Annotated in this window: 23 protein-coding genes; 8 read left to right on the plus strand and 15 right to left on the minus strand. The window is 46.5% G+C overall.

Annotated elements, in window-relative coordinates; translation table 11 throughout:
* Positions 1-26: 26 nt before the first annotated feature.
* Positions 27-767: a sugar nucleotide-binding protein gene (locus tag B3G15_RS15250; protein WP_069940614.1), complete on the minus strand. Its 741-nt coding sequence runs from the start codon at positions 765-767 to the stop codon at positions 27-29.
* A gap of 375 nt (positions 768-1,142) precedes the next feature.
* Complete coding sequence (locus tag B3G15_RS15255; RefSeq protein ID WP_069940613.1) at positions 1,143-2,342, minus strand: MFS transporter; 1,200 nt, start codon at positions 2,340-2,342, stop codon at positions 1,143-1,145.
* Positions 2,343-2,517: 175 nt separating this feature from the next.
* Between B3G15_RS15255 and B3G15_RS15260 the strand changes: the two genes are divergently transcribed.
* Positions 2,518-2,835 carry a hypothetical protein gene (locus tag B3G15_RS15260; RefSeq protein ID WP_023468204.1) on the plus strand — a complete coding sequence of 106 codons (318 nt, stop codon included), beginning with the start codon at positions 2,518-2,520 and terminating at the stop codon, positions 2,833-2,835.
* A 47-nt stretch (positions 2,836-2,882) separates the two neighbouring features.
* On the opposite strand, the gene B3G15_RS15265 is transcribed toward B3G15_RS15260, so the two are convergent.
* Together B3G15_RS15265 and B3G15_RS15270 are read right to left on the minus strand one after the other, a co-directional pair.
* Entirely contained in the window at positions 2,883-3,818 is a 936-nt protein-coding gene (locus B3G15_RS15265) for a cation diffusion facilitator family transporter (protein ID WP_058705061.1), read from the minus strand.
* A gap of 174 nt (positions 3,819-3,992) precedes the next feature.
* Positions 3,993-4,898 carry a methyl-accepting chemotaxis protein gene (locus B3G15_RS15270; RefSeq protein WP_069940612.1) on the minus strand — a complete coding sequence of 302 codons (906 nt, stop codon included), beginning with the start codon at positions 4,896-4,898 and terminating at the stop codon, positions 3,993-3,995.
* A 262-nt stretch (positions 4,899-5,160) separates the two neighbouring features.
* Here B3G15_RS15270 and B3G15_RS15275 point away from each other — a divergent pair, with 262 nt between their 5' ends.
* A complete protein-coding gene (locus B3G15_RS15275) occupies positions 5,161-5,577 on the plus strand; it encodes a hypothetical protein (RefSeq protein WP_069940611.1) in 417 nt (138 codons plus the stop codon).
* 180 nt (positions 5,578-5,757) lie between these two features.
* On the opposite strand, the gene B3G15_RS15280 is transcribed toward B3G15_RS15275, so the two are convergent.
* On the minus strand, positions 5,758-5,952 hold the full coding sequence (locus B3G15_RS15280; protein WP_069940610.1) for a hypothetical protein: 195 nt from the start codon (positions 5,950-5,952) through the stop codon (positions 5,758-5,760).
* Between the two features lie 363 nt (positions 5,953-6,315).
* On the opposite strand from B3G15_RS15280, the gene B3G15_RS15285 reads away from it, so the two are divergent.
* Positions 6,316-6,642: a DUF3139 domain-containing protein gene (locus B3G15_RS15285; RefSeq protein WP_069940608.1), complete on the plus strand. Its 327-nt coding sequence runs from the start codon at positions 6,316-6,318 to the stop codon at positions 6,640-6,642.
* A 68-nt stretch (positions 6,643-6,710) separates the two neighbouring features.
* On the opposite strand, the gene B3G15_RS15290 is transcribed toward B3G15_RS15285, so the two are convergent.
* Both B3G15_RS15290 and B3G15_RS15295 read right to left on the minus strand, forming a co-directional pair.
* Positions 6,711-6,878, minus strand: a complete 168-nt coding sequence (locus B3G15_RS15290; RefSeq protein WP_290722201.1) for a hypothetical protein — start codon at positions 6,876-6,878, stop codon at positions 6,711-6,713.
* 853 nt (positions 6,879-7,731) lie between these two features.
* Positions 7,732-8,481 (minus strand): SDR family NAD(P)-dependent oxidoreductase, encoded by a 750-nt coding sequence (locus B3G15_RS15295; protein WP_064300902.1) that lies wholly within the window; start codon positions 8,479-8,481, stop codon positions 7,732-7,734.
* A gap of 82 nt (positions 8,482-8,563) precedes the next feature.
* On the opposite strand from B3G15_RS15295, the gene B3G15_RS15300 reads away from it, so the two are divergent.
* Positions 8,564-8,971, plus strand: a complete 408-nt coding sequence (locus B3G15_RS15300; protein WP_069940605.1) for a MerR family transcriptional regulator — start codon at positions 8,564-8,566, stop codon at positions 8,969-8,971.
* Here the strand turns inward: B3G15_RS15300 and B3G15_RS15305 are convergent.
* Positions 8,941-10,014 carry a threonine aldolase family protein gene (locus B3G15_RS15305; RefSeq protein ID WP_069940604.1) on the minus strand — a complete coding sequence of 358 codons (1,074 nt, stop codon included), beginning with the start codon at positions 10,012-10,014 and terminating at the stop codon, positions 8,941-8,943. The genes B3G15_RS15300 and B3G15_RS15305 overlap by 31 nt on opposite strands.
* Positions 10,015-10,138: 124 nt before the next feature.
* On the opposite strand from B3G15_RS15305, the gene B3G15_RS15310 reads away from it, so the two are divergent.
* Complete coding sequence (locus B3G15_RS15310) at positions 10,139-10,816, plus strand: hypothetical protein (RefSeq protein WP_069940603.1); 678 nt, start codon at positions 10,139-10,141, stop codon at positions 10,814-10,816.
* A 200-nt stretch (positions 10,817-11,016) separates the two neighbouring features.
* On the plus strand, positions 11,017-11,310 hold the full coding sequence (locus B3G15_RS15315) for a hypothetical protein (RefSeq protein WP_029341604.1): 294 nt from the start codon (positions 11,017-11,019) through the stop codon (positions 11,308-11,310).
* A 53-nt stretch (positions 11,311-11,363) separates the two neighbouring features.
* Here the strand turns inward: B3G15_RS15315 and B3G15_RS15320 are convergent, their stop codons facing one another.
* From B3G15_RS15320 to B3G15_RS15340, 5 genes are all read right to left on the minus strand, one after another.
* Positions 11,364-11,900, minus strand: coding sequence for an Imm64 family immunity protein (locus tag B3G15_RS15320; RefSeq protein WP_069940602.1), 537 nt, complete (start codon positions 11,898-11,900; stop codon positions 11,364-11,366).
* Between the two features lie 24 nt (positions 11,901-11,924).
* A complete protein-coding gene (locus tag B3G15_RS15325) occupies positions 11,925-13,061 on the minus strand; it encodes a GGDEF domain-containing protein (RefSeq protein WP_069940601.1) in 1,137 nt (378 codons plus the stop codon).
* A gap of 134 nt (positions 13,062-13,195) precedes the next feature.
* Positions 13,196-13,441 carry a phage holin gene (locus tag B3G15_RS15330; RefSeq protein ID WP_069940600.1) on the minus strand — a complete coding sequence of 82 codons (246 nt, stop codon included), beginning with the start codon at positions 13,439-13,441 and terminating at the stop codon, positions 13,196-13,198.
* Positions 13,438-14,073 carry a M15 family metallopeptidase gene (locus B3G15_RS15335; protein ID WP_069940599.1) on the minus strand — a complete coding sequence of 212 codons (636 nt, stop codon included), beginning with the start codon at positions 14,071-14,073 and terminating at the stop codon, positions 13,438-13,440. The genes B3G15_RS15330 and B3G15_RS15335 overlap by 4 nt, the downstream gene beginning before the upstream one ends.
* Positions 14,073-14,828 (minus strand): helix-turn-helix domain-containing protein, encoded by a 756-nt coding sequence (locus tag B3G15_RS15340; protein ID WP_069940598.1) that lies wholly within the window; start codon positions 14,826-14,828, stop codon positions 14,073-14,075. The genes B3G15_RS15335 and B3G15_RS15340 overlap by 1 nt, the downstream gene beginning before the upstream one ends.
* Positions 14,829-14,919: 91 nt before the next feature.
* On the opposite strand from B3G15_RS15340, the gene B3G15_RS15345 reads away from it, so the two are divergent.
* Positions 14,920-15,411: a DinB family protein gene (locus B3G15_RS15345; protein ID WP_290722207.1), complete on the plus strand. Its 492-nt coding sequence runs from the start codon at positions 14,920-14,922 to the stop codon at positions 15,409-15,411.
* Between the two features lie 40 nt (positions 15,412-15,451).
* On the opposite strand, the gene B3G15_RS15350 is transcribed toward B3G15_RS15345, so the two are convergent.
* Positions 15,452-15,937: an NUDIX hydrolase gene (locus tag B3G15_RS15350; RefSeq protein ID WP_069940596.1), complete on the minus strand. Its 486-nt coding sequence runs from the start codon at positions 15,935-15,937 to the stop codon at positions 15,452-15,454.
* A gap of 213 nt (positions 15,938-16,150) precedes the next feature.
* Between B3G15_RS15350 and B3G15_RS15355 the strand changes: the two genes are divergently transcribed.
* Complete coding sequence (locus B3G15_RS15355) at positions 16,151-16,615, plus strand: hypothetical protein (RefSeq protein ID WP_035408172.1); 465 nt, start codon at positions 16,151-16,153, stop codon at positions 16,613-16,615.
* A gap of 337 nt (positions 16,616-16,952) precedes the next feature.
* On the opposite strand, the gene B3G15_RS15360 is transcribed toward B3G15_RS15355, so the two are convergent.
* Positions 16,953-17,486, minus strand: coding sequence for a DUF402 domain-containing protein (locus B3G15_RS15360; protein ID WP_056061160.1), 534 nt, complete (start codon positions 17,484-17,486; stop codon positions 16,953-16,955).
* Positions 17,487-17,637 lie beyond the last annotated feature (151 nt).

A 17,637-nucleotide genomic window follows, 5' to 3' on the forward strand; every position in this document is an offset into this window, starting at 1 on the left:
CGCATCAAGGAGAACGGGATGTTTGATTATAGTGGCAATCGTTCTGACAAAGGACGAACCAAAACGACGTCCGTCGCCATCCGGTTATCGCGGCGTGGTTCGTCGACCGGTTCGATCGTCCAGTTTTTCGCATGAAGCGTATTCAAGGCACGCGCTAAGTCGTACATCGAATAGCGATTGTTACCATTCAATTGATAGAGCCCTGCTTCTTGTTCGAGTAAAATCGTAACGAGCGCTTCAGCCGTATCTTCAAGCACCGAACTCGACGGATACCAATTCCGACTCGCCCGAATGACTCCGTGCTGCTTCATCTCGTTCGTGAAGAAGTCGACCATATTGTTCGAACCAGCTTCCGTCCCGATCTGCCAGCCGATTCGGACGATCTTCGCATGTGGATCGATTGCTTGAATCGCTTGTTCGCAGGCAATCTTGTATACGCCATACTCGTCGGTCGCATCCGGAACAGCGCCCTTGTCGATTGGTGCCGGCACGTCGTCTGAGAATACAGACACCGTACTCGTGAAGAAAAACGGAATCTTATACTCTTGGCACAGGCGGACGAGCGCTTCCGTCCAACTGACAGACCCCATCCCGATATGCAAGAAATAATCCGGTCGTTCCGTTTCTAAAAACGTTCGCATCGCGGATTCGTCAGTCGTCGAGACTTTCGTCCGATCCCAAGCGACTGTATCGATGTCGTGCTTTGCTAAGACGTCCGCAACGACAGGTGCTACCGTTCCGTTCATACCTGTAATGATTGCTTTCATGGTGATTCATCCCCCTTATGTTCAATCGAAACATTATAAAACTACTTACTACATCAGTTTACACGGGAAGTGTTGATTTAACGAATCTGAGGTTATTCTCCTACGACCATTTGTGCCTCAAATGAAAAAAGCGTCCGCTGTCCGATCTAACATCGGTAAGCAGACGCACTATTTAGTTCATGATTACTCCGAAACGCCTTCCGTTTCCATTCGGCGCCACAGTACATTCAAGAAGACCGTCATCCCACTGATCGGAATCAAAAACAATAACGCTGTGATCCATAAACTCTCCATCGACTCCACTCCTCATCGTTCATTTCTATCTCTAGTGTATAAGAGTGCGAAACCGCTTACCTCCACCTCAAGGCGGATATTTCATCCGACCTTGTCCTGTCGTACCTCAGTAAAGGAAACGGTACGATGAAGGAGCAACCAGATACTGGTCATCACAAGACCACTTAAGGCAAAGAACAGGAAAACGAACGAGATGCTAAAGAACGACGTCAAGTACGACGACAATCCGTAACAGAGCGCGGAACATGCCGTTGATGCAGCGACCATCGCCGTCCGGACCCGGCCGAGCAAATGCGTAGGGGTCGAGCGTTGCAATAATGTCGCAAACGGTATCCCGAACAGCGTCAGCGCCATCCCGAGTAAGACGAACCCACCAACAGCCACTGGAACGAATGAGACATAAGCAACGATCGCAATCGCAAGACCTTGCAAGACGACGGCAAAACGAAACAGCTTATCTTGTCGTACGGAGGCGACCCATTTTCCGTAAAGGAGCGACATCGCGATTCCCCCGATCACCGTCGCCAGTTCGAGTGCAGAAAACGTCTGGGCATTTCCCGACAAGACATTCTTCGCATATGGTGCAAGTAAGGTATTCATTGGTGTGATCATCCAGTTTGCGAGGATCGCACAACCGAGGATCCATTTCAGGCGACCGTCACGGACGACGTGACTGATCCCTTCGAGCAACGCTTCGCGGTACGATCCTTGACGCGCCCCTTCTGCGACTTGCCCTGACATATGTCGAACGAGTAACCATGCGACGAGATGCAGACCAAGATCAAGCCATAAGATACTCGCAATCGAAAAACGGGCGATCATCATCCCACCAAGCAAGAATCCGCTTAACGTCCCGATTCGTTCAATCGTTGCGAGATACGCATTTGCTTGCGGTAATTGATCATCTTCGACTAAATCTACGACCCATGTGAAGACGGCATTGCCACCAATGATTTGTAAAATCGTCTGAACGACGAGTAAGCCGAGTAACCACGGCAGGACGACGTCCGTCATCCCGATTCCTGCTAACGTAATACCAAGTGCAAGCAATCGAATGAGCAACGACATTTGGTACAACGATGCACTGACGAACCGGTCGATCCATGGTCCGACGAACGTTGAAACGAGAAAACGAATCAAGAATACACCAGTCGCAATCAGGGCGACGCCAGAAGCACTGATCTCTTCCGCGCTCAACCAGTAGATTGCGATATAGACGAAACTCGTCCCGACGGTCGATAACAAATCCGAGACATACATAAAACGAAACGCACGTGACATGATGCTTTATTCCTTTCCTAAAACGACTTCTTGTCTATCTTACAATTTTTCTCAATTGCTGCCCATTCTTTTTTCGTCATCACATCGTCATCGTCTGTTAAGGCATTCTTACCCGTCTGTAACAGAGCCGACATGTTCATTCGCTATACTAAAACGCATAGGGAGGTGAAGATCCATGAAAACGCAAACGCGTTATGACTATGAAACCGAACAGGAACAGGTCGACGTCCCATCCGAGGCACGTCTAGGCTACTATTTTCTTTTAATCGTCCTGCCGCTTGGTCTCGCGCATCTTGTCCAGTCGCTTGCTCCTTCGCCGGATCAACACCACTCGTCCGTATTGACGGGTTTGACGTTCTTATCCATCGTCTTTTTCATGTACTTAGGTAACCGAGCGGCTGGAAATGCCAAAACGACCTTTTTCGGATACTCGATGTTCTTGAGTATCAGTCTGTTCGCGACGCTGTTTCTACCAACGGTGCCGATCATTTGAGCATAAGCAAACGAGCACCCGTCCGACTTGGACGCGTGCTCGTTTTTTTAATGCGTATGCGATTCGTGTTTACCGTCACAATACAACGTATTGCCGTGCGCATGCTGATCCGTCTCGACCTGGATCGTCGCGTGATTAATCCCGACGTGTTTTAAATCGTGATCAATCTGTTCGCGAATCGACTCCGACTCCCGGACGGTCATGTCCTCCTTGACGACGACGTGACACGATAATGCGTTATAACCACTCGTGATCGACCAGATGTGTAGATCATGCAGACCGAGGACGGCTTCGTTCGTCTGAATCGTCGAAACGACCTCATCGATGTCGACGTCGCTCGGCGTTCCTTCCATCAAGACGTGAACGGATGCCTTCGTCACGTAATAGCCGCTCCGTAAGACGAGGATCGCCACGATGACACTTGCCAGTGGATCCGCCCATCCCCAACCGAAGAACATGATCAGAAGAGCAGCTGCAATCGCACCGACCGATCCGAGCATGTCGCTTAAGACATGCAGATAGGCACCACGCATGTTGAGGTTGTGCTCATGCCCTCCGCCGCGTGTCATGATCCAAGCAACGAGAATGTTGACGAGCAACCCGAGGACACTGATGATCAGCATCCCGGTCGTTGCGACAGCGGGTGGATCGATGAAGCGTTGAATGGCTTCAATGAAAATATAGAGGGCGATGACGATCAGCGTCACACCATTTATGATGGCGGCTAAGATTTCAAAGCGTTTTGAACCGAACGTCTTATTCGCATCCGGTGCTTGACTCGAGAACTGGAAGGCTAACAAAGCGATCGCAAGTGAAATCGAATCACTGAGCATATGCCCTGCGTCCGATAACAACGCGAGACTATTCGTCCAAATTCCGCCGATGACCTCGACGATCATGAACGCGGTGATGATCAGGAACGACAGGCCCAGTACCTTTTTATTGTCGGTATGATGATGGTGGTGATGATGATCATGTGCCATGACGTTGCCTCCTTTTACCTTACATTCAAACGTCTATTTGAATTATAACATGCCTCCGTTCTGTGGTCAACGGGCTCATCTGTTATATCCCACGCCTTTACTCTCCTAAAACGACTCATCTGACTAAACAAAAAAAACGATGACCCACTGCCATCGCTTTTTCCATATCCTTTTTTAAATAAACGACCGAAAATCCTCTGTTTGCTGCTCGAGTTGTCGTTCGACCTCTTCGATCGCAGTAAAGCGTTGCATCGTTTCTTTTACCGTCGCAAGGCTCGACGCAACTTCGAGATGGGACGCTTCAATCTTTTTCATCATCGCCATGATTTGACGGTTCATCGTTTCCGTATTCGTGCGTACTTCGACAACTGCACTGCCGACTAAATCCGATAAGTTTTTGACTTCACTGGCAACAACGGTAAAGCCTTTACCGTGTTCCCCAGCCCGTGCCGCTTCGATTGCCGCGTTCAGAGACAACAGGTTCGTCCGGGCCGCAATCTCCTTGATCGTATCAGCAATCTTCGTGATCTCGATGGCTTGGTCATACAGCGTTTCGAACGTCTGTTGGTTTACTGCCGTTTCACTCGCGATCGTGGTCATCGTCTCTTGAAGCTGGGTGCCCTCTTTCGATCCTTGAACCGATTGCAAATTCAACCCCTCAGCAAGCGTCTGGAAGCTTTTCGCATATCCTTGTACACGATCGATCCGGTCCGTGATGTTACTCGCGATCTTGACGACGCCGACGACTTCTTCTCCCTCAAAGATCGGCATGTAGGTTGCTTCAAGCCATAAGATGTCGCCCCGGGCATCGACTCGTTTGATTTTATCCGCTGTACTGAATCCCGAAAACAGGCGTGTCCAAAAGTCTTGATACTCACGGCTGTTCGCGAATTCTGGTGTACAAAACGTATGGTGCTGTAGGCCAATCATCTCGTCCCGCTTATACTTCATCGTTTTCGCAAACAAGTCATTGACGTCGACGACACGTCGTTGGCGATCAAAATAAATCATCGCGACGTTTGCTTCCAGGCTCGACAAAATCGCTGGCGAGCGTAGCGGTCTCGGTAAAATTTCATTCATAGTGTCATTAACTCCTTCTATGTATCATTCATGTACTAAGACAGTTTTTCAAGAGAACAATCTGTACCTATCTATCGTCATCAATTGACCTTTTTTATAGATGAATCAGCGATTATCCAAGTTGATTTTTCGCTAAAACGAGATCATTTCAATCAAAATATTATGACATTTACAAACGATACACTACGGCATTGTCAAAAAGCGTAGTAGATGCTACATTTGTTTATGTAGTAAATACTACAATTTTAAGGAGGAAATAAAAATGACACATAATAATCCCCCTCTATTTTCGAAAGAACAAGCTATCGTCTTGGTCGTACTTGGTGTAGCGTTTTGGTTCGTCGGTGCCCTGTCAGTCAGATTCGGATCTGGAATCGGTATGTTCGAAAACGCTGGAAACGTGATTGCCTTCCTGATTGGTTTAGCAGTCTCGTGGATTTCCGTCATCATCATAAAAAAAGTCGCTCGTTTAAGTGCTGAACAGATGGTGCCGGATGTCAGTCTCGGACTGTTAGTGGCTACGTTCTTAGACGGAATCGTTCTAACGTGGGGCACATCTCTGTATGGAACGGATCCCTTACTCGTCGGACATGGTGCAGCATGGATTCTTCGGGGGGTCTTCGCCTTTCTTGCTGTTGCTTTCATCGAGGCAAAACGGATGGGATATAAGATGTTCTAACACGATAATATGTATTTTATAGTACGACAAATAACGAGCGTAGACCGTCGGACTCATCCAACGGTCTATTTGTCGTAAAAGCAGATGAATTTTAGTGTGTCGGTGAAGAAGATAATGAGCACTTCGAAGATTTAATTCTGTGGGGTCATATTTAAAAAGAACGATGGACTTCAGATTAAATCAATCGTTCTTCGTTTGCGCTTCGATTCTCTCGTTCCGAGCAGCCTCAAAGTTGCGATAAATCGTAAATCCTACTAAACCAATCAACCAGATAATGCCATACCCGAGTTCCCAATCGAATCCAAAATACAAGATTGACGATGTGATGACGACAATGAGAACTAACCGAATGCTCGATAAATGATACTTACTCATGGTTTCCCTCCTTTTCTACAGCCACCGAAGTAGATGTATGTCACGAAAAGAATCAACGTCCACGTAAAAACCGCGAATATGATTTTAAATAAACCGTCAGGCAGTATTTTTGAGATATATAACATGGTCATTAGGATTGAGAACGTTAAATGGTTATTTCTCAATTGTGTAGAGAGCTTATCCCAATTGAGCAGTACAAGTAGTACCGCGATGGGTGCGAGGAGTGCCGTTAGGAAGAAGAACGGAACGTTCCTCATATAGTACGGTATCTCGTCTTTGTTTTTTCCCATCACACATCTCTCCTCATCTTCAATATAGAATACCTAGCTTCTCTATTCATTTCATCGGAACGGATGTGATTGTATGAAAAAAGAAGTACGTCCACTCATCTATACACTTATCGTCCTCGTCATCTTGATAGCTGCCTATCCGACTTACCTCTTCGTTTCTAAAACGATGACCGAAATCAAGATTGAACGAATGTTAGTTGAATCAGGATACGAACAAGATATTTCAAAAAAGGAAACGGTCTTTGAGTCTAAGACCGGAAGATACGTGCTGGAAATCAAATACACGAATGAACCAGACTATACATACAACTATGAAATCGTCGAAGATCATGTACTGACGACTGTATACGACCAGCATCATGTTGAAGTGACTGGCTCCGTTCAACATGAATTAAAGTAGACATCGTACTTTAAATAACAATCGATCCCATTCAGCGATTGCACGAATGGACTCGATTTATGTACCTCTTAACATTCTTCTTTCATGTTCAGTGATTCTGCCGAGCGAATCGTAATTTGTTTTGTAGCATCATCGATGGATATGACACAATCCCATGTCGGCTTTAACTGAAGGACATCATTTCGATCCAACCACAAGACCGCAGTCAGTTCGATGAAGTCCCCCATCACTACCATTTTTCTCGCCTTCTCATCAATGACAGCATACAGTTCATCATCTAAGTTGATTTTCCAGTCAAAAAATTTATTGACGCTCATTCTCTCTCTACCGATTCTTCATACGTTCTTTAGATCATTCCGCCGTAGAGAACGTAATCTTCCATTTTTTCCGCGCAATCAATACTACGATCAGTCAAGCCAACAAAGATATTTTCAGCGTCGTATCACTGATGAGCTGTAGCCCGTAATGCAGTGAAAAGAGCGTCGTGAGTAAGAAAACGACGAGTCCTAAGAACATCATGTTTTTCATTCGATCACCTCTTTTCCAATGGTCATTTGACGTTACTTTCATTGTTTTGACATGTTTCGTACAACTTGATTCCCCTTGTTTTAAAATCCGCGATATATTTAAACTAATACAAGAACACAAAAAAAGGAAGTCGTTCATGATAAATAAATCCATAACATACTTTTTATTGTCATTTATGTTGCTTGTTATCATCTTGAATCTCTTGAATGGTCGAGTGATTGAAAATGAGCGATTAACGTTAGCCGTGAACATCGCTATCGTGCTGATGGCGTTATTTTTTATCAGTTTGAGGTTTTCAAAGCGAAAACGTAAATAGAATACTTATCGCTCCAAAAAAAGTATGTAAAGGTGGTTAACTCGTGGGACAATTCATGATTTTTGGTGCCTTGATGAATCTTCTGATCATTGGCGCAGTCGTCTATGTCGTATGGAAATTAGCAAAAAAACTCTTTAAAAAATAAATGATGGATTTCCTTTTTTGATTCATTCTTGAAATTCGTATCGATCATGATTACATAAGCAAGGTCCCTTTCTCATTCGAAAAAGGGACCTTGTTCTATTTTATCCTGCGTAGTTGAACAACGGACCACGCAATTCAAACTCATACGTCTCACCGTCGACGATGCCGACGATCGCGTCACTTTCGATCAACTGATGCAGGAAGCCTGCCATCTCAGCCGCCGTATGGTACTTTTTGACGTTCTTGCTGTAGTCGAACCCTGCTTCGCCGCGCGAACGATCCGCAAACTCTGTCTCTGTCGCAGCTGGTGCCAGTACTTTCGCCCGCAGTTTTGCCCCACCTTTTTGCAGTTCTTGCGCTAGCCCTTCCGTATAGGCACTGACATAGAACTTCGTCGCGCAATACGTGACCGCGTTCGGAACGATCCGGTAGCCACCTGCTGACGAGATATTGACGAGTGTCGTTCCTTCAACGTCATGATGATCGCGGACGAACAGACTCGATAGAATCGTCAGCGCCTCGATGTTCAAGCGAAGCATTTTCTCGATTTTCCCGAGCTCAATGTCCTGGACGAGATCAAAATCGCCGAATCCAGCATTGTTGATCCACGTCTCGATGTCGAGTTCCTTTAGTCCCTCATATAAATCATGGACATTTTGGTTATCTGCGAGATCGACCGACTTGAGGATGACATCACTATCTGGTGAGATTTGTTTGACTTCATCCCGAAGTTTTTCGAGCTCAGACGTCCGTCGCGCGACGAGAACGAGTGATTTCCCTTTTCCTGCGAGTAGTTTTGCCGTCTCATATCCAATCCCCGAACTTGCTCCTGTAATGACCGTGTACTTCATGTAGCATATCCCCTTTTTGATTTGGTATAGTGAGAGTCTAATCCTTAGAGTGAACTCTAAGTCAAGCAGAAAGGTGAGATGTATGTATACGATTTCTGAAATCAGTCGATTGACCGATACGAGTGCCCATACGATTCGCTATTACGAGAAAGAAGAGCTACTGTTTCCGAAGCGCCAGAACGGTCAACGTCGATACGACGACCAAGATGTGACGTGGCTTCGGTTCGTCCTTCGCTTGCGCGTAACGCATATGCCGATCGAGCAAATCCGTTCTTACGTGACGCTGTTTCTTGCTCACGGCGAGCAGGATACGACGCAAGAACGGCTCGCATTGCTTGAAGCCCACCATGCGAACGTCTTAGCACAACTAGCAGCATTACAAGAAACGGAGCGAATGATCGCAGAAAAAGTCGACACCTATCGTCTCCTTCATCCTACGATTCCCTCTCCTGATGTTGTTCAATCCTCTGAGAACGCCTCCGTCAATTGACGATAGACTGTTTCACGCTCGTCAGGCGTCAACGCAAGAAAACTGTCGCCGATGTTGATTTCCGTCGCACAGCCGCTATCTTTCTCAACGAGATAACCAGCGATACCAACTTTTCCGTTCGACTGGATTTCAATCAATTTTTCTTCGACGACTGCTTTTTCTGCCTTGAAGTAGAGATGAAACATGTTCGAGACTGGCTCTAGGGGACGAGTCGAGATGCCCGAAATCGCATTCAAACTGCTCGCAAGCTCCTTTGCGGCTGCATGGTACTCTGCCATGTCGTCTTTTCGTTGTTCATAATAATGATCGGCAGACAGAATATACGGATATAGACTAATCAAGTCACCGCCGTAGCGACGTTTCCAGATCCGTGCCTCTTGGCAAAACGTTTCTGGTCCAGCTAAGATTGCTCCTGCGACGCCGCCGAGTCCCTTATAAAAAGAGATGTAGACACTGTCAAACAGTTGCGCGATGTCCTTTGCTTCTGCCTCATAATACGGTAAGACCTCAAGTAAACGGGCACCGTCCAAGTGAAGACGGATTCCTCGTTCACGGGCATACGCACAGATCACTTCGAGTTCTTCACGCGACGGAAGCAATCCGCCGAGTTCGCGTTGCGGCAGTTCGAGTAACAGACAACTGACGTCCGGCAAAGCTTTGACGTCGTCTATCGTCATCAACCGATCCGCTTCTCCGACTAGTACTGGTTCGATCCCGTGCAATTTCTTTAAGCCGTCCTGTTCATGGATTTCGAGATGACAGAGCGGGTGATACGCGACCTTACGATTGTCCTGTTCATCCGACCAGATACGTAGCGCAATCTGTTGCGCCATCGTGCCACTCGGGAAAAAGACCGCATCGTCGTGCCCGAGTAAGTCTATCATCTTGCGCTCGAACGTCTTGATTAATTCGCCATTGCCATAGATGTCACTTGGTTGATCAGCCGAGACAGTTCGTAGCGCTTCTTGTAACACGCCGACCGTCCGACTACCATGTCCATCTAAACGTTTCGTCGTTTCTTGGTAACTCGATCGTAAATCCATCTCGTTCATTCCTTTCTAAATCAATGACTATTTTTTGAAAAAATCAAAATATTCCCTCTCTACTTTTGCTATACTGTGTAGCGAAAGTCTGTTAAACGTACTCGTCAAAGGAGGTGTCCCTATCGTGCAAACGCTTCGCACTCGCCTATTGCTTCTTATTCCACTTGTCTGTCTACTACTACTTATCATGCAACAATTTGTCCCGTCGCTCTATACGTCACTGCTTGGAGGAATTGATCCAGCAACGAATACATATTGCGTCGACCGTTGCGGTCCAAAGGAATCGATCTTCGATACGATCGAAGAAGGAACGTCTTATGGCGAGAGCACGGTCACGATGAGCGAAGTCGATCCACCAGCTCCATGGTTCCGGACAGGGTTCGATTCTTCGGTGACTACACCTCCTTATCTTCTCATACTATGTCTCATTCTCCTGTTTTGTAGCTGGTTTTTCTGGCATTATCTCCAGTGGTTGCGTCGACCTCGTATCAATCCATCAGGGTACGTGCTTCCGCCACGATTTCCAATCTTCATTTATGAGACAAAAGACCTGCCTGCTGACTCAATTCGAAAACAACTCGCTCACTTTAATGCACAATTGCCACTGTTCTTACAACGCCGGACCCACGAGACGGTAACGGAATGGTTTGATCGGATTGCGTTCCCATCTCCTGTTGATCCGCTCTACTTTGAAGTGCGGTATGGGAAGGTACCGGTCATCTCGACGCATCAATTGACCTTCTTCGCCCAAGCGATGGAGCAGTATCTTCGGACATGCCAAGTTCAATCATCGATCTCTTGAATCCTGCCGCCCTGCTCATTGAAGCTCGGCGGTTTTTCTTTTGCTGTCGAGTAGGATGACATCTTGAAAGAAGGTTCCAAAGGTTTTTAAGATTTGGATTGACTATTTTTCAAAATCAGACGATTAGTTGCCAGAAAACTGGGTAATATAGACTATAGTAGAGAAAAAGTCGTTTAACCAGGAGAGTGAGGTGAGAGAAGATGATCAGTGCACAAGAAGCCTATTACATCAAGAAGGAATTGAATGAAAAATTCGAGGATCCGCGGATTTCCTGTGATTTTTCAATCTTTTCACTTGAACCGTTCCAACTTCTCTTGCACGTCCAAGAAGATGTCGATGAGCTCAGTACTGAAACACGCTATGGCTTAAGCCGCAAGATTCGGTCCCAGCTCAAACAACTCGATGCACGTGTCGGTGGTGTTCCTGTCAAAGCGGTCTATGTCATATCGGCGCCTCTCATTTCCGATCGATCGTATTGCGTTATTTTACAATGAACATAAAAATACCCCGCATGAGAAGTACACTCTCATGCGGGGTATTTTTATGTTCATCGGCTGGTAAAACCATCGATTTTCCAAGAATTCTTCAAAAAAGTCTGTTGCTGCGACCAATAGACAATCGCATATTCTCGATTGATGTGTTCCCGTTCTGTTATCGCATGCTCGATTTCCGCATCAAAATCACAAAAGGCATACAGAGCGCTTGACCTGTCAGCAATCCTTTGCATGTCCTCCATGAACATCAATTCTTGCTGGTCGGTCGTCAACGGAATTAACTTCTCTTCTTGAAAACCGAATCGAAAACCAAAGCAGTCAGGCTCTTTTTCAATCGTCATTCGAACCGGTACTGTTATTAAACCATGATACGCTAAGAAGACGAGCGAGGCATTCCCGTAATGATGATTCAGTAATGGACGCCAGTCTTTCGGAAGACCCTTTTCCTCATTCCAATGTGATCCATCGATATCCGTCGCGTAACTGTATCTAAGACATCGTATATCTGAATGAAATGCATCCAAGACCATTCGAACAGCGTGTTCCATATCTTGCGTTTTTTCAAAAACAAATCCTACCTGTATCAGCATTCTTCATTCCCATCTGATTATGCATTACCCTGCCATGTCACTGATTTGGTTCCGACCATTCTCTTTCGCCCGATATAACGCTTGATCGGCTTGGTCGATCACCTCTTTTTCCGTCGTTTCTGCTCCGGGTACAAGCGACGTCAAGCCAAGACTGACACTGACCCGACAAAGTGGTTCATAGCGTTCATGTACGATATTCAAATCGAGAATGTCCTGACGAATTCGTTCTGCAATGTGCCGGGTTTCTTCTGCTCCACGCGACAACAAGACCGTGAACTCCTCCCCACCGTACCGTGCGACTTGCCCATGCCGTGCTTGACGCTTCAAGACGCGGGCGACTTCTTTTAAACATTCATCCCCTTTTAAATGACCATACGTATCATTATACGACTTAAAGGCATCGACATCGATCAAAATCAGGGAGAGTGGTGTCTGCTGTTGTTTGGCTTCTTCGAGGAGTTGCTCCAATCGTTCATCGAACGCCCGTCGATTCGGGATGCCGGTCAAGGCGTCGTGAAGCGAACGATGAATCAAGGCTTGTTTACTGCGTTCCATCCGAAACGTCTGGATGAAGGCAATCAAGACAAGAACGGCAATGCTTGCGACAACAACGATGACCCATTTCGCAGCACTCGATGCTTGTTCGGAACGATTCGTTGCTTCAGCAATGATTCGGTTGACGTCCGTCCGTAGACGGGCATCGATCGGGCGAAACGTCTCGATGAACTGCATCCCTTGATAGCGCTTTGCCTCAGCGGCTGATTGATCCCCGCTTCGAACGAGTGCCAGTTGGGCATCATAAAATCGGACTGCCGTCTCGATCCGGGGAATCACTTCCGTCCGGACGAGTTTTCGCATGATTGGATGATTCTCATCGAGTTGATTGAGTCGCTTGACCGTTTGATCAAGCCGATCAATCGTCCGATCATACTGGGCTAAATCCGCTTCGTTCGGTGTGAGGATGTAACTGCGAACGACCAGTTCAAGATTTAGCAACGCCGGAAACAACTCCGCTGCTTCCGTCGAGATCGGAATCGCCTCGTTTAAGATGCGTGCATTCTCTCGTTCGATTTTCAGGAAAGCTTGATAGCTCCAAACGCTTGTAAACAAAAGCGCACAGAGTGCCAAAAACAAATAGCGCTGCAACGTTGACCATTTCACAAAAAGACCGACCTTTCTTTCTCTTTCTAATTGACTAAAGTCTATCCCTTCTATCGGTGTCTTGAAATCAAACTGTTAGTCGTTTGTATGAAATAATGCCCGTTGCCGACACATTCCAAACGCTTCCAGCTTTCTTAATCGGTCAAGGATGTGTTTTCCAACTGTTCCTGTGCCTGCCTTCGTCTCATTGCCCGCTCAGTCACGTCATTGTTCTTCCACCAAGCGACGAGTAGACCAACCAGTCCGATCAGACCCGTCACGAACCGTTCGACGTCACTTGACGACACTGGCAATGCTGTAAAACCGAGCGTCGGTAAGAGTAACTCAAGGAAGACATAGAGCGGAATCAAGAGGCGGATCCACGCCTGAAGACGAATCATGGTGACACTGGAAAGAGACGACGCCATGTTTGCGGACCAACAATCCCGTCAGCGACTAGACGACATGTCTGTTGGAACGTTCGAACGGCGTGCGTCAATCGGGCATCAAAGATTCCTGTCACCACAAGACCCAAGCGTTTTTCGATGGCTCGGACGAGTTCCGGTGCTTGGATGCGCTCCCGTAGATAGTGTCCCGGTTTTGGCACATGATGGCGGGCAAGACTGACATGATCGTACAGTTCAAAATGTGGGTAATCAGGAAAACGAGACCAATCACCTCCCCAGTCCATTCCGCGTCGTTTCATCGCTACAACGATCCGCCGGAGTCGCGCGTCTGGCGGAGAAAGGAAAATTGCCCCATCCTGATAGAGAAAGACATCGATTGCTACACCGAAGTTATGGTTCGATTGTCCTCCGCGGGCTTGCGTCACGATGGGTCCTGGTGTCGTCCGTCCTTTTGCATACAACGCATTCTGTTCCGCGATGCTTCGAAAGCTTTGTGCTATACCGAGTTTGATCCCATGCGGATACAGCTCTCGAATCGCGTCACGCGCGATCCGGACGACAGACGGATGCATGCCCGGAACGGATAGTTTTTGATTGGCACGTCGGAGTATTTCTTCCAGTTGCATCAGGCTCCCTCCCTTGTCAGTCCTTGTAATAGTTCAGCAATTTCGACGTCGTCAGGTATGATCTGGTTCTCCTTCTGGTGTGCTTCATATGCTCGTTGCGCTGTTCTTTCTTGTTCTATCCAATTCGGTAATTGAAATAATGAAGTTTCTCTTCTTGAACGTTTGGTTATTCGTTTCCGTCGTTCAGCTGGTAATCCGGTCGCGAGACGCTTGATGACTTGTTCGATGTAACCGAAATGACGACTGTTCGCTCGCGCTGCCTCTTCGATCGCATACTGGATTCGCTCAATCGGATGCTCTGATGCAAGCTGTAGCAATTCCTGCTCGATTCGTGGTGTCGCTTTACCTAGATTCGTTTCGTACTGCTGCACCAGTTCCTTTTTTAAAGTCGTTTTCTTCAAGACTTCTTCTTCGGAGTCAGCAGAAACCTCGGAGGCAGTCGTCTCGTGACTCGCCGGGGACGGTGTGTCAACACGGGGCAGGACACGGTAAGCATTTGAGGTCTGTCCTCCGTGTTTCGTGAACCGTTCGACTTTCTCGATCCGACCACTTGCGATCAAGGACTGTATACACGACTTGACTGTCGATTTACTGCACGGAACAGCATCGGCGATCGTCTGATAGGACGGAAATGCTTGACCATCTTGACCACTGAAGCTTTCAAGGATCAGGTAGATCATTTTTTCATGGACGGACGCGAATGCCGTCCCGCTCCGTAAGAGCGTATGGGGAACCGGAAGATATGGAGCTTGCATGGTGATTCCTCCTTTCTAGGAAATATGACAGGAAGAAGTCGAAGATTGTTCGAAAAGAGTGAAGAAGATATTTTTTGAGAGGAGTGACAGGATGAACGAACTATTCACCTATTATCTACAAGAACTTGATCGCTATGAGCCGGAGGCGTTGATTCATCATCTCGATCATGACACGTGGTCGATTAGTCAAATGTACGATCATTTGATCGTCGTCAGTCATGAGTATTTGGATGAAGTCGAGTCGTGCCGGTTCGCACCCGTGACCACGTCCGGAAAGTCACCGTTCGGCGAACAGTTATTTGCTGTCGGTGCATTTCCGGCGACACCGATCCGGTTACCGGATGCGATGAACGCACCACCGGATGAGACGGATCAGGTTGAACAAATAAGGACACGTTGGTTGCAACTGATTGATCGTCACGTAACGCTAGCAACGATTGCTCAGGCGACACCCGTTGATCAAAAGACGCAACACGGTGGGATGGGCTGGTTGAACGCTGCCGAGTGGTATGCCCTCGTCTCGTACCATCTCGCGCATCACCGGCATCAAAAACGACGACTCGACGCTGCGCTAGCCAATTGAACATGAAAAAGCGCTCTCCGCATGCGAAGAGCGCTTCGATTCATTTTAAGACATCCCAATTCGAAAAGTGTCGTACCTCAAGATCGAGTTGTTGTTCCTCAATCCAGCGGAATGCTTCAAGTACGAGCGGTGACGCATTGTCGATTGAAACTTCACTCGCCTTGACCCAACGCGCACCGAGTGAGTCTTGTCCGACGAATTGCTCGGGAATGCCAAGCGTTCCACCGGTCTGTCGAACGAGATAAAAGACGGCGATATGATGGACTTCATCGAACTCCCGCCAGTCCCACGGGAGCTTGAAGTCAGCGACGCCGATCTGTCGTTCGAGCTCTACCTCAAGCCCTGTCTCTTCTGTGAACTCACGGCGCATCGCCGTAGCGAGTGTCTCCCCTTCTTCTAGGCTACCCCCTGGTAAATCATAGCGATTGATGTACGGTCCACCATTTTTATCGATTACGAGTAAAGCATCCTCTTTCATTAATAAGCCATAGACTCCAAATGCACGGTGACAACGAATCGTTTTCATTCATCATACCTCCCTTTACTTCTCTTTTACATTTTTTATTTTTTATCACAATGACACTTAAACATATTGATATCTAAAGAACGCGGTAATGCGGTTAGCTTTATATTAATCGTTACAAAATCAGTCTAAAGGCTTACGTAATAGTTCGTATTTCATCATACACTTTACATAGATCATTAAATGAAAAGTCATATGGAAAGAAGGATTGCTACCATGAATCCCCCAAAGTTAAGTGTTTTTTTACTAAAGTCATGCCTATTTGTACTATCTCTTGGTCTACTGGGTTTAGCGGGCTATGCAATCCCTACATTGCTGAACGGAATCAAGAGTTCAATCATTTTTGAAAAACCAGGATATGTCGTATTGATCGTTGCTTATATTGCTCTTATACCGCTATTGGCTTCTATTTTTCACGGTTTCCGCATTTTAAGCGCCTTTACAAAAAGTCAGGACGCGGCTATTCGTATTTCTTCATCGTCGAATAGCATTAAAAAGGCATTCCTCGTGATTGCTGTTTTAGCGATTTCTATTCTTCCCGTATTCTTTTATATAGGTCAGTTAGATGATGCTCCTGGATTAGTGCTTGTAGGAATAAGTATCGTCATCATCCCACTAGCCATCAGTGCCTTTTTTAATTGCATGCAATACATGATGAAGAAACATATTGTTACTTCATGAATGAATCGTTAACAGATGAACGAATGTCTCTTAAAACGGCTTGAATTCGGTACTTTACCGGACTCAAGCCGTTTGTTCGTTGTTTAAAGTACGCTGTTTAAAGTACGCTTGGATCACAAACGAAGGTTCAGCGACTTCCATATTATTAAGTAGACGACGTTAATCTCACTGCAGGATGTTTCATTGAACTACACCGGATTACTCTACTAAGACGAGACATACAGGAGGACCCCTAGCTTTAAGCTTTAATGATAGGATCAAGAGAGTCAACGTATAGACTGACTCAAACGTCTTGCGACAAAAAGCGAACAGACTAAATGCGTGATATCGTGGTTTTTTATTGGGTATCCTTTCCATCATTCATGTTCATGACGGTCGGGATGAAAGCATCTAAATAGCCGTCAAACGGAAACTGTTGCTGCGCGATCCGTTCTTGAAGGTTCAGCAATGACGCACGGGTTCGTTCAATCAATTCGACCGGATAGTGATAGAGCCGTTGGTTCTCCATAAATTCGTCCTCGTCGACGACTTGCCACACTCCGTTTCGATAGACGAGATCAAGATCCAGATCGATGAACGATAATGTTTCATCTTGAAGGACTGACGGAAGACAGATATTGCAGTAATAGCTCATCTCTCCCGTCCGTTCTATATCGAGACCAACCGTGAAATCAGCTTCAAACGGATAGAATTCGAGACTATAGTTGTCGTATGTATAAACGGTTGCGCGACGATGATGATGAAGCGTCCGCCCTGGAATATTCGCGACGAGTAGATAGTCTTTTGTCTGCTTTAGGACATATCCATCCCACGAATAGTGCGGACGTCCGTCGAGTTTCCGTGCCTCAATCATAAGACGTTTTAATTTCACTTCATCCCTCCCTTTTCCTGAAGCTCTCTTATTTTACCAAATACTTTCAATCAAGAAAGACTTTTCCTGAATCTTTAAAATTTTGAGTCTCTCTCGTTGACATCCCTTATCAAACTGCTATCGTGAAAGTATCATACTCAAGGATGTGGAA

The sequence above is a fragment of the Exiguobacterium sp. UBA1053 genome, assembly GCF_002316465.1.
GTDB classification, from domain to species: Bacteria; Bacillota; Bacilli; order Exiguobacteriales; family Exiguobacteriaceae; genus Exiguobacterium_A; species Exiguobacterium_A abrahamii.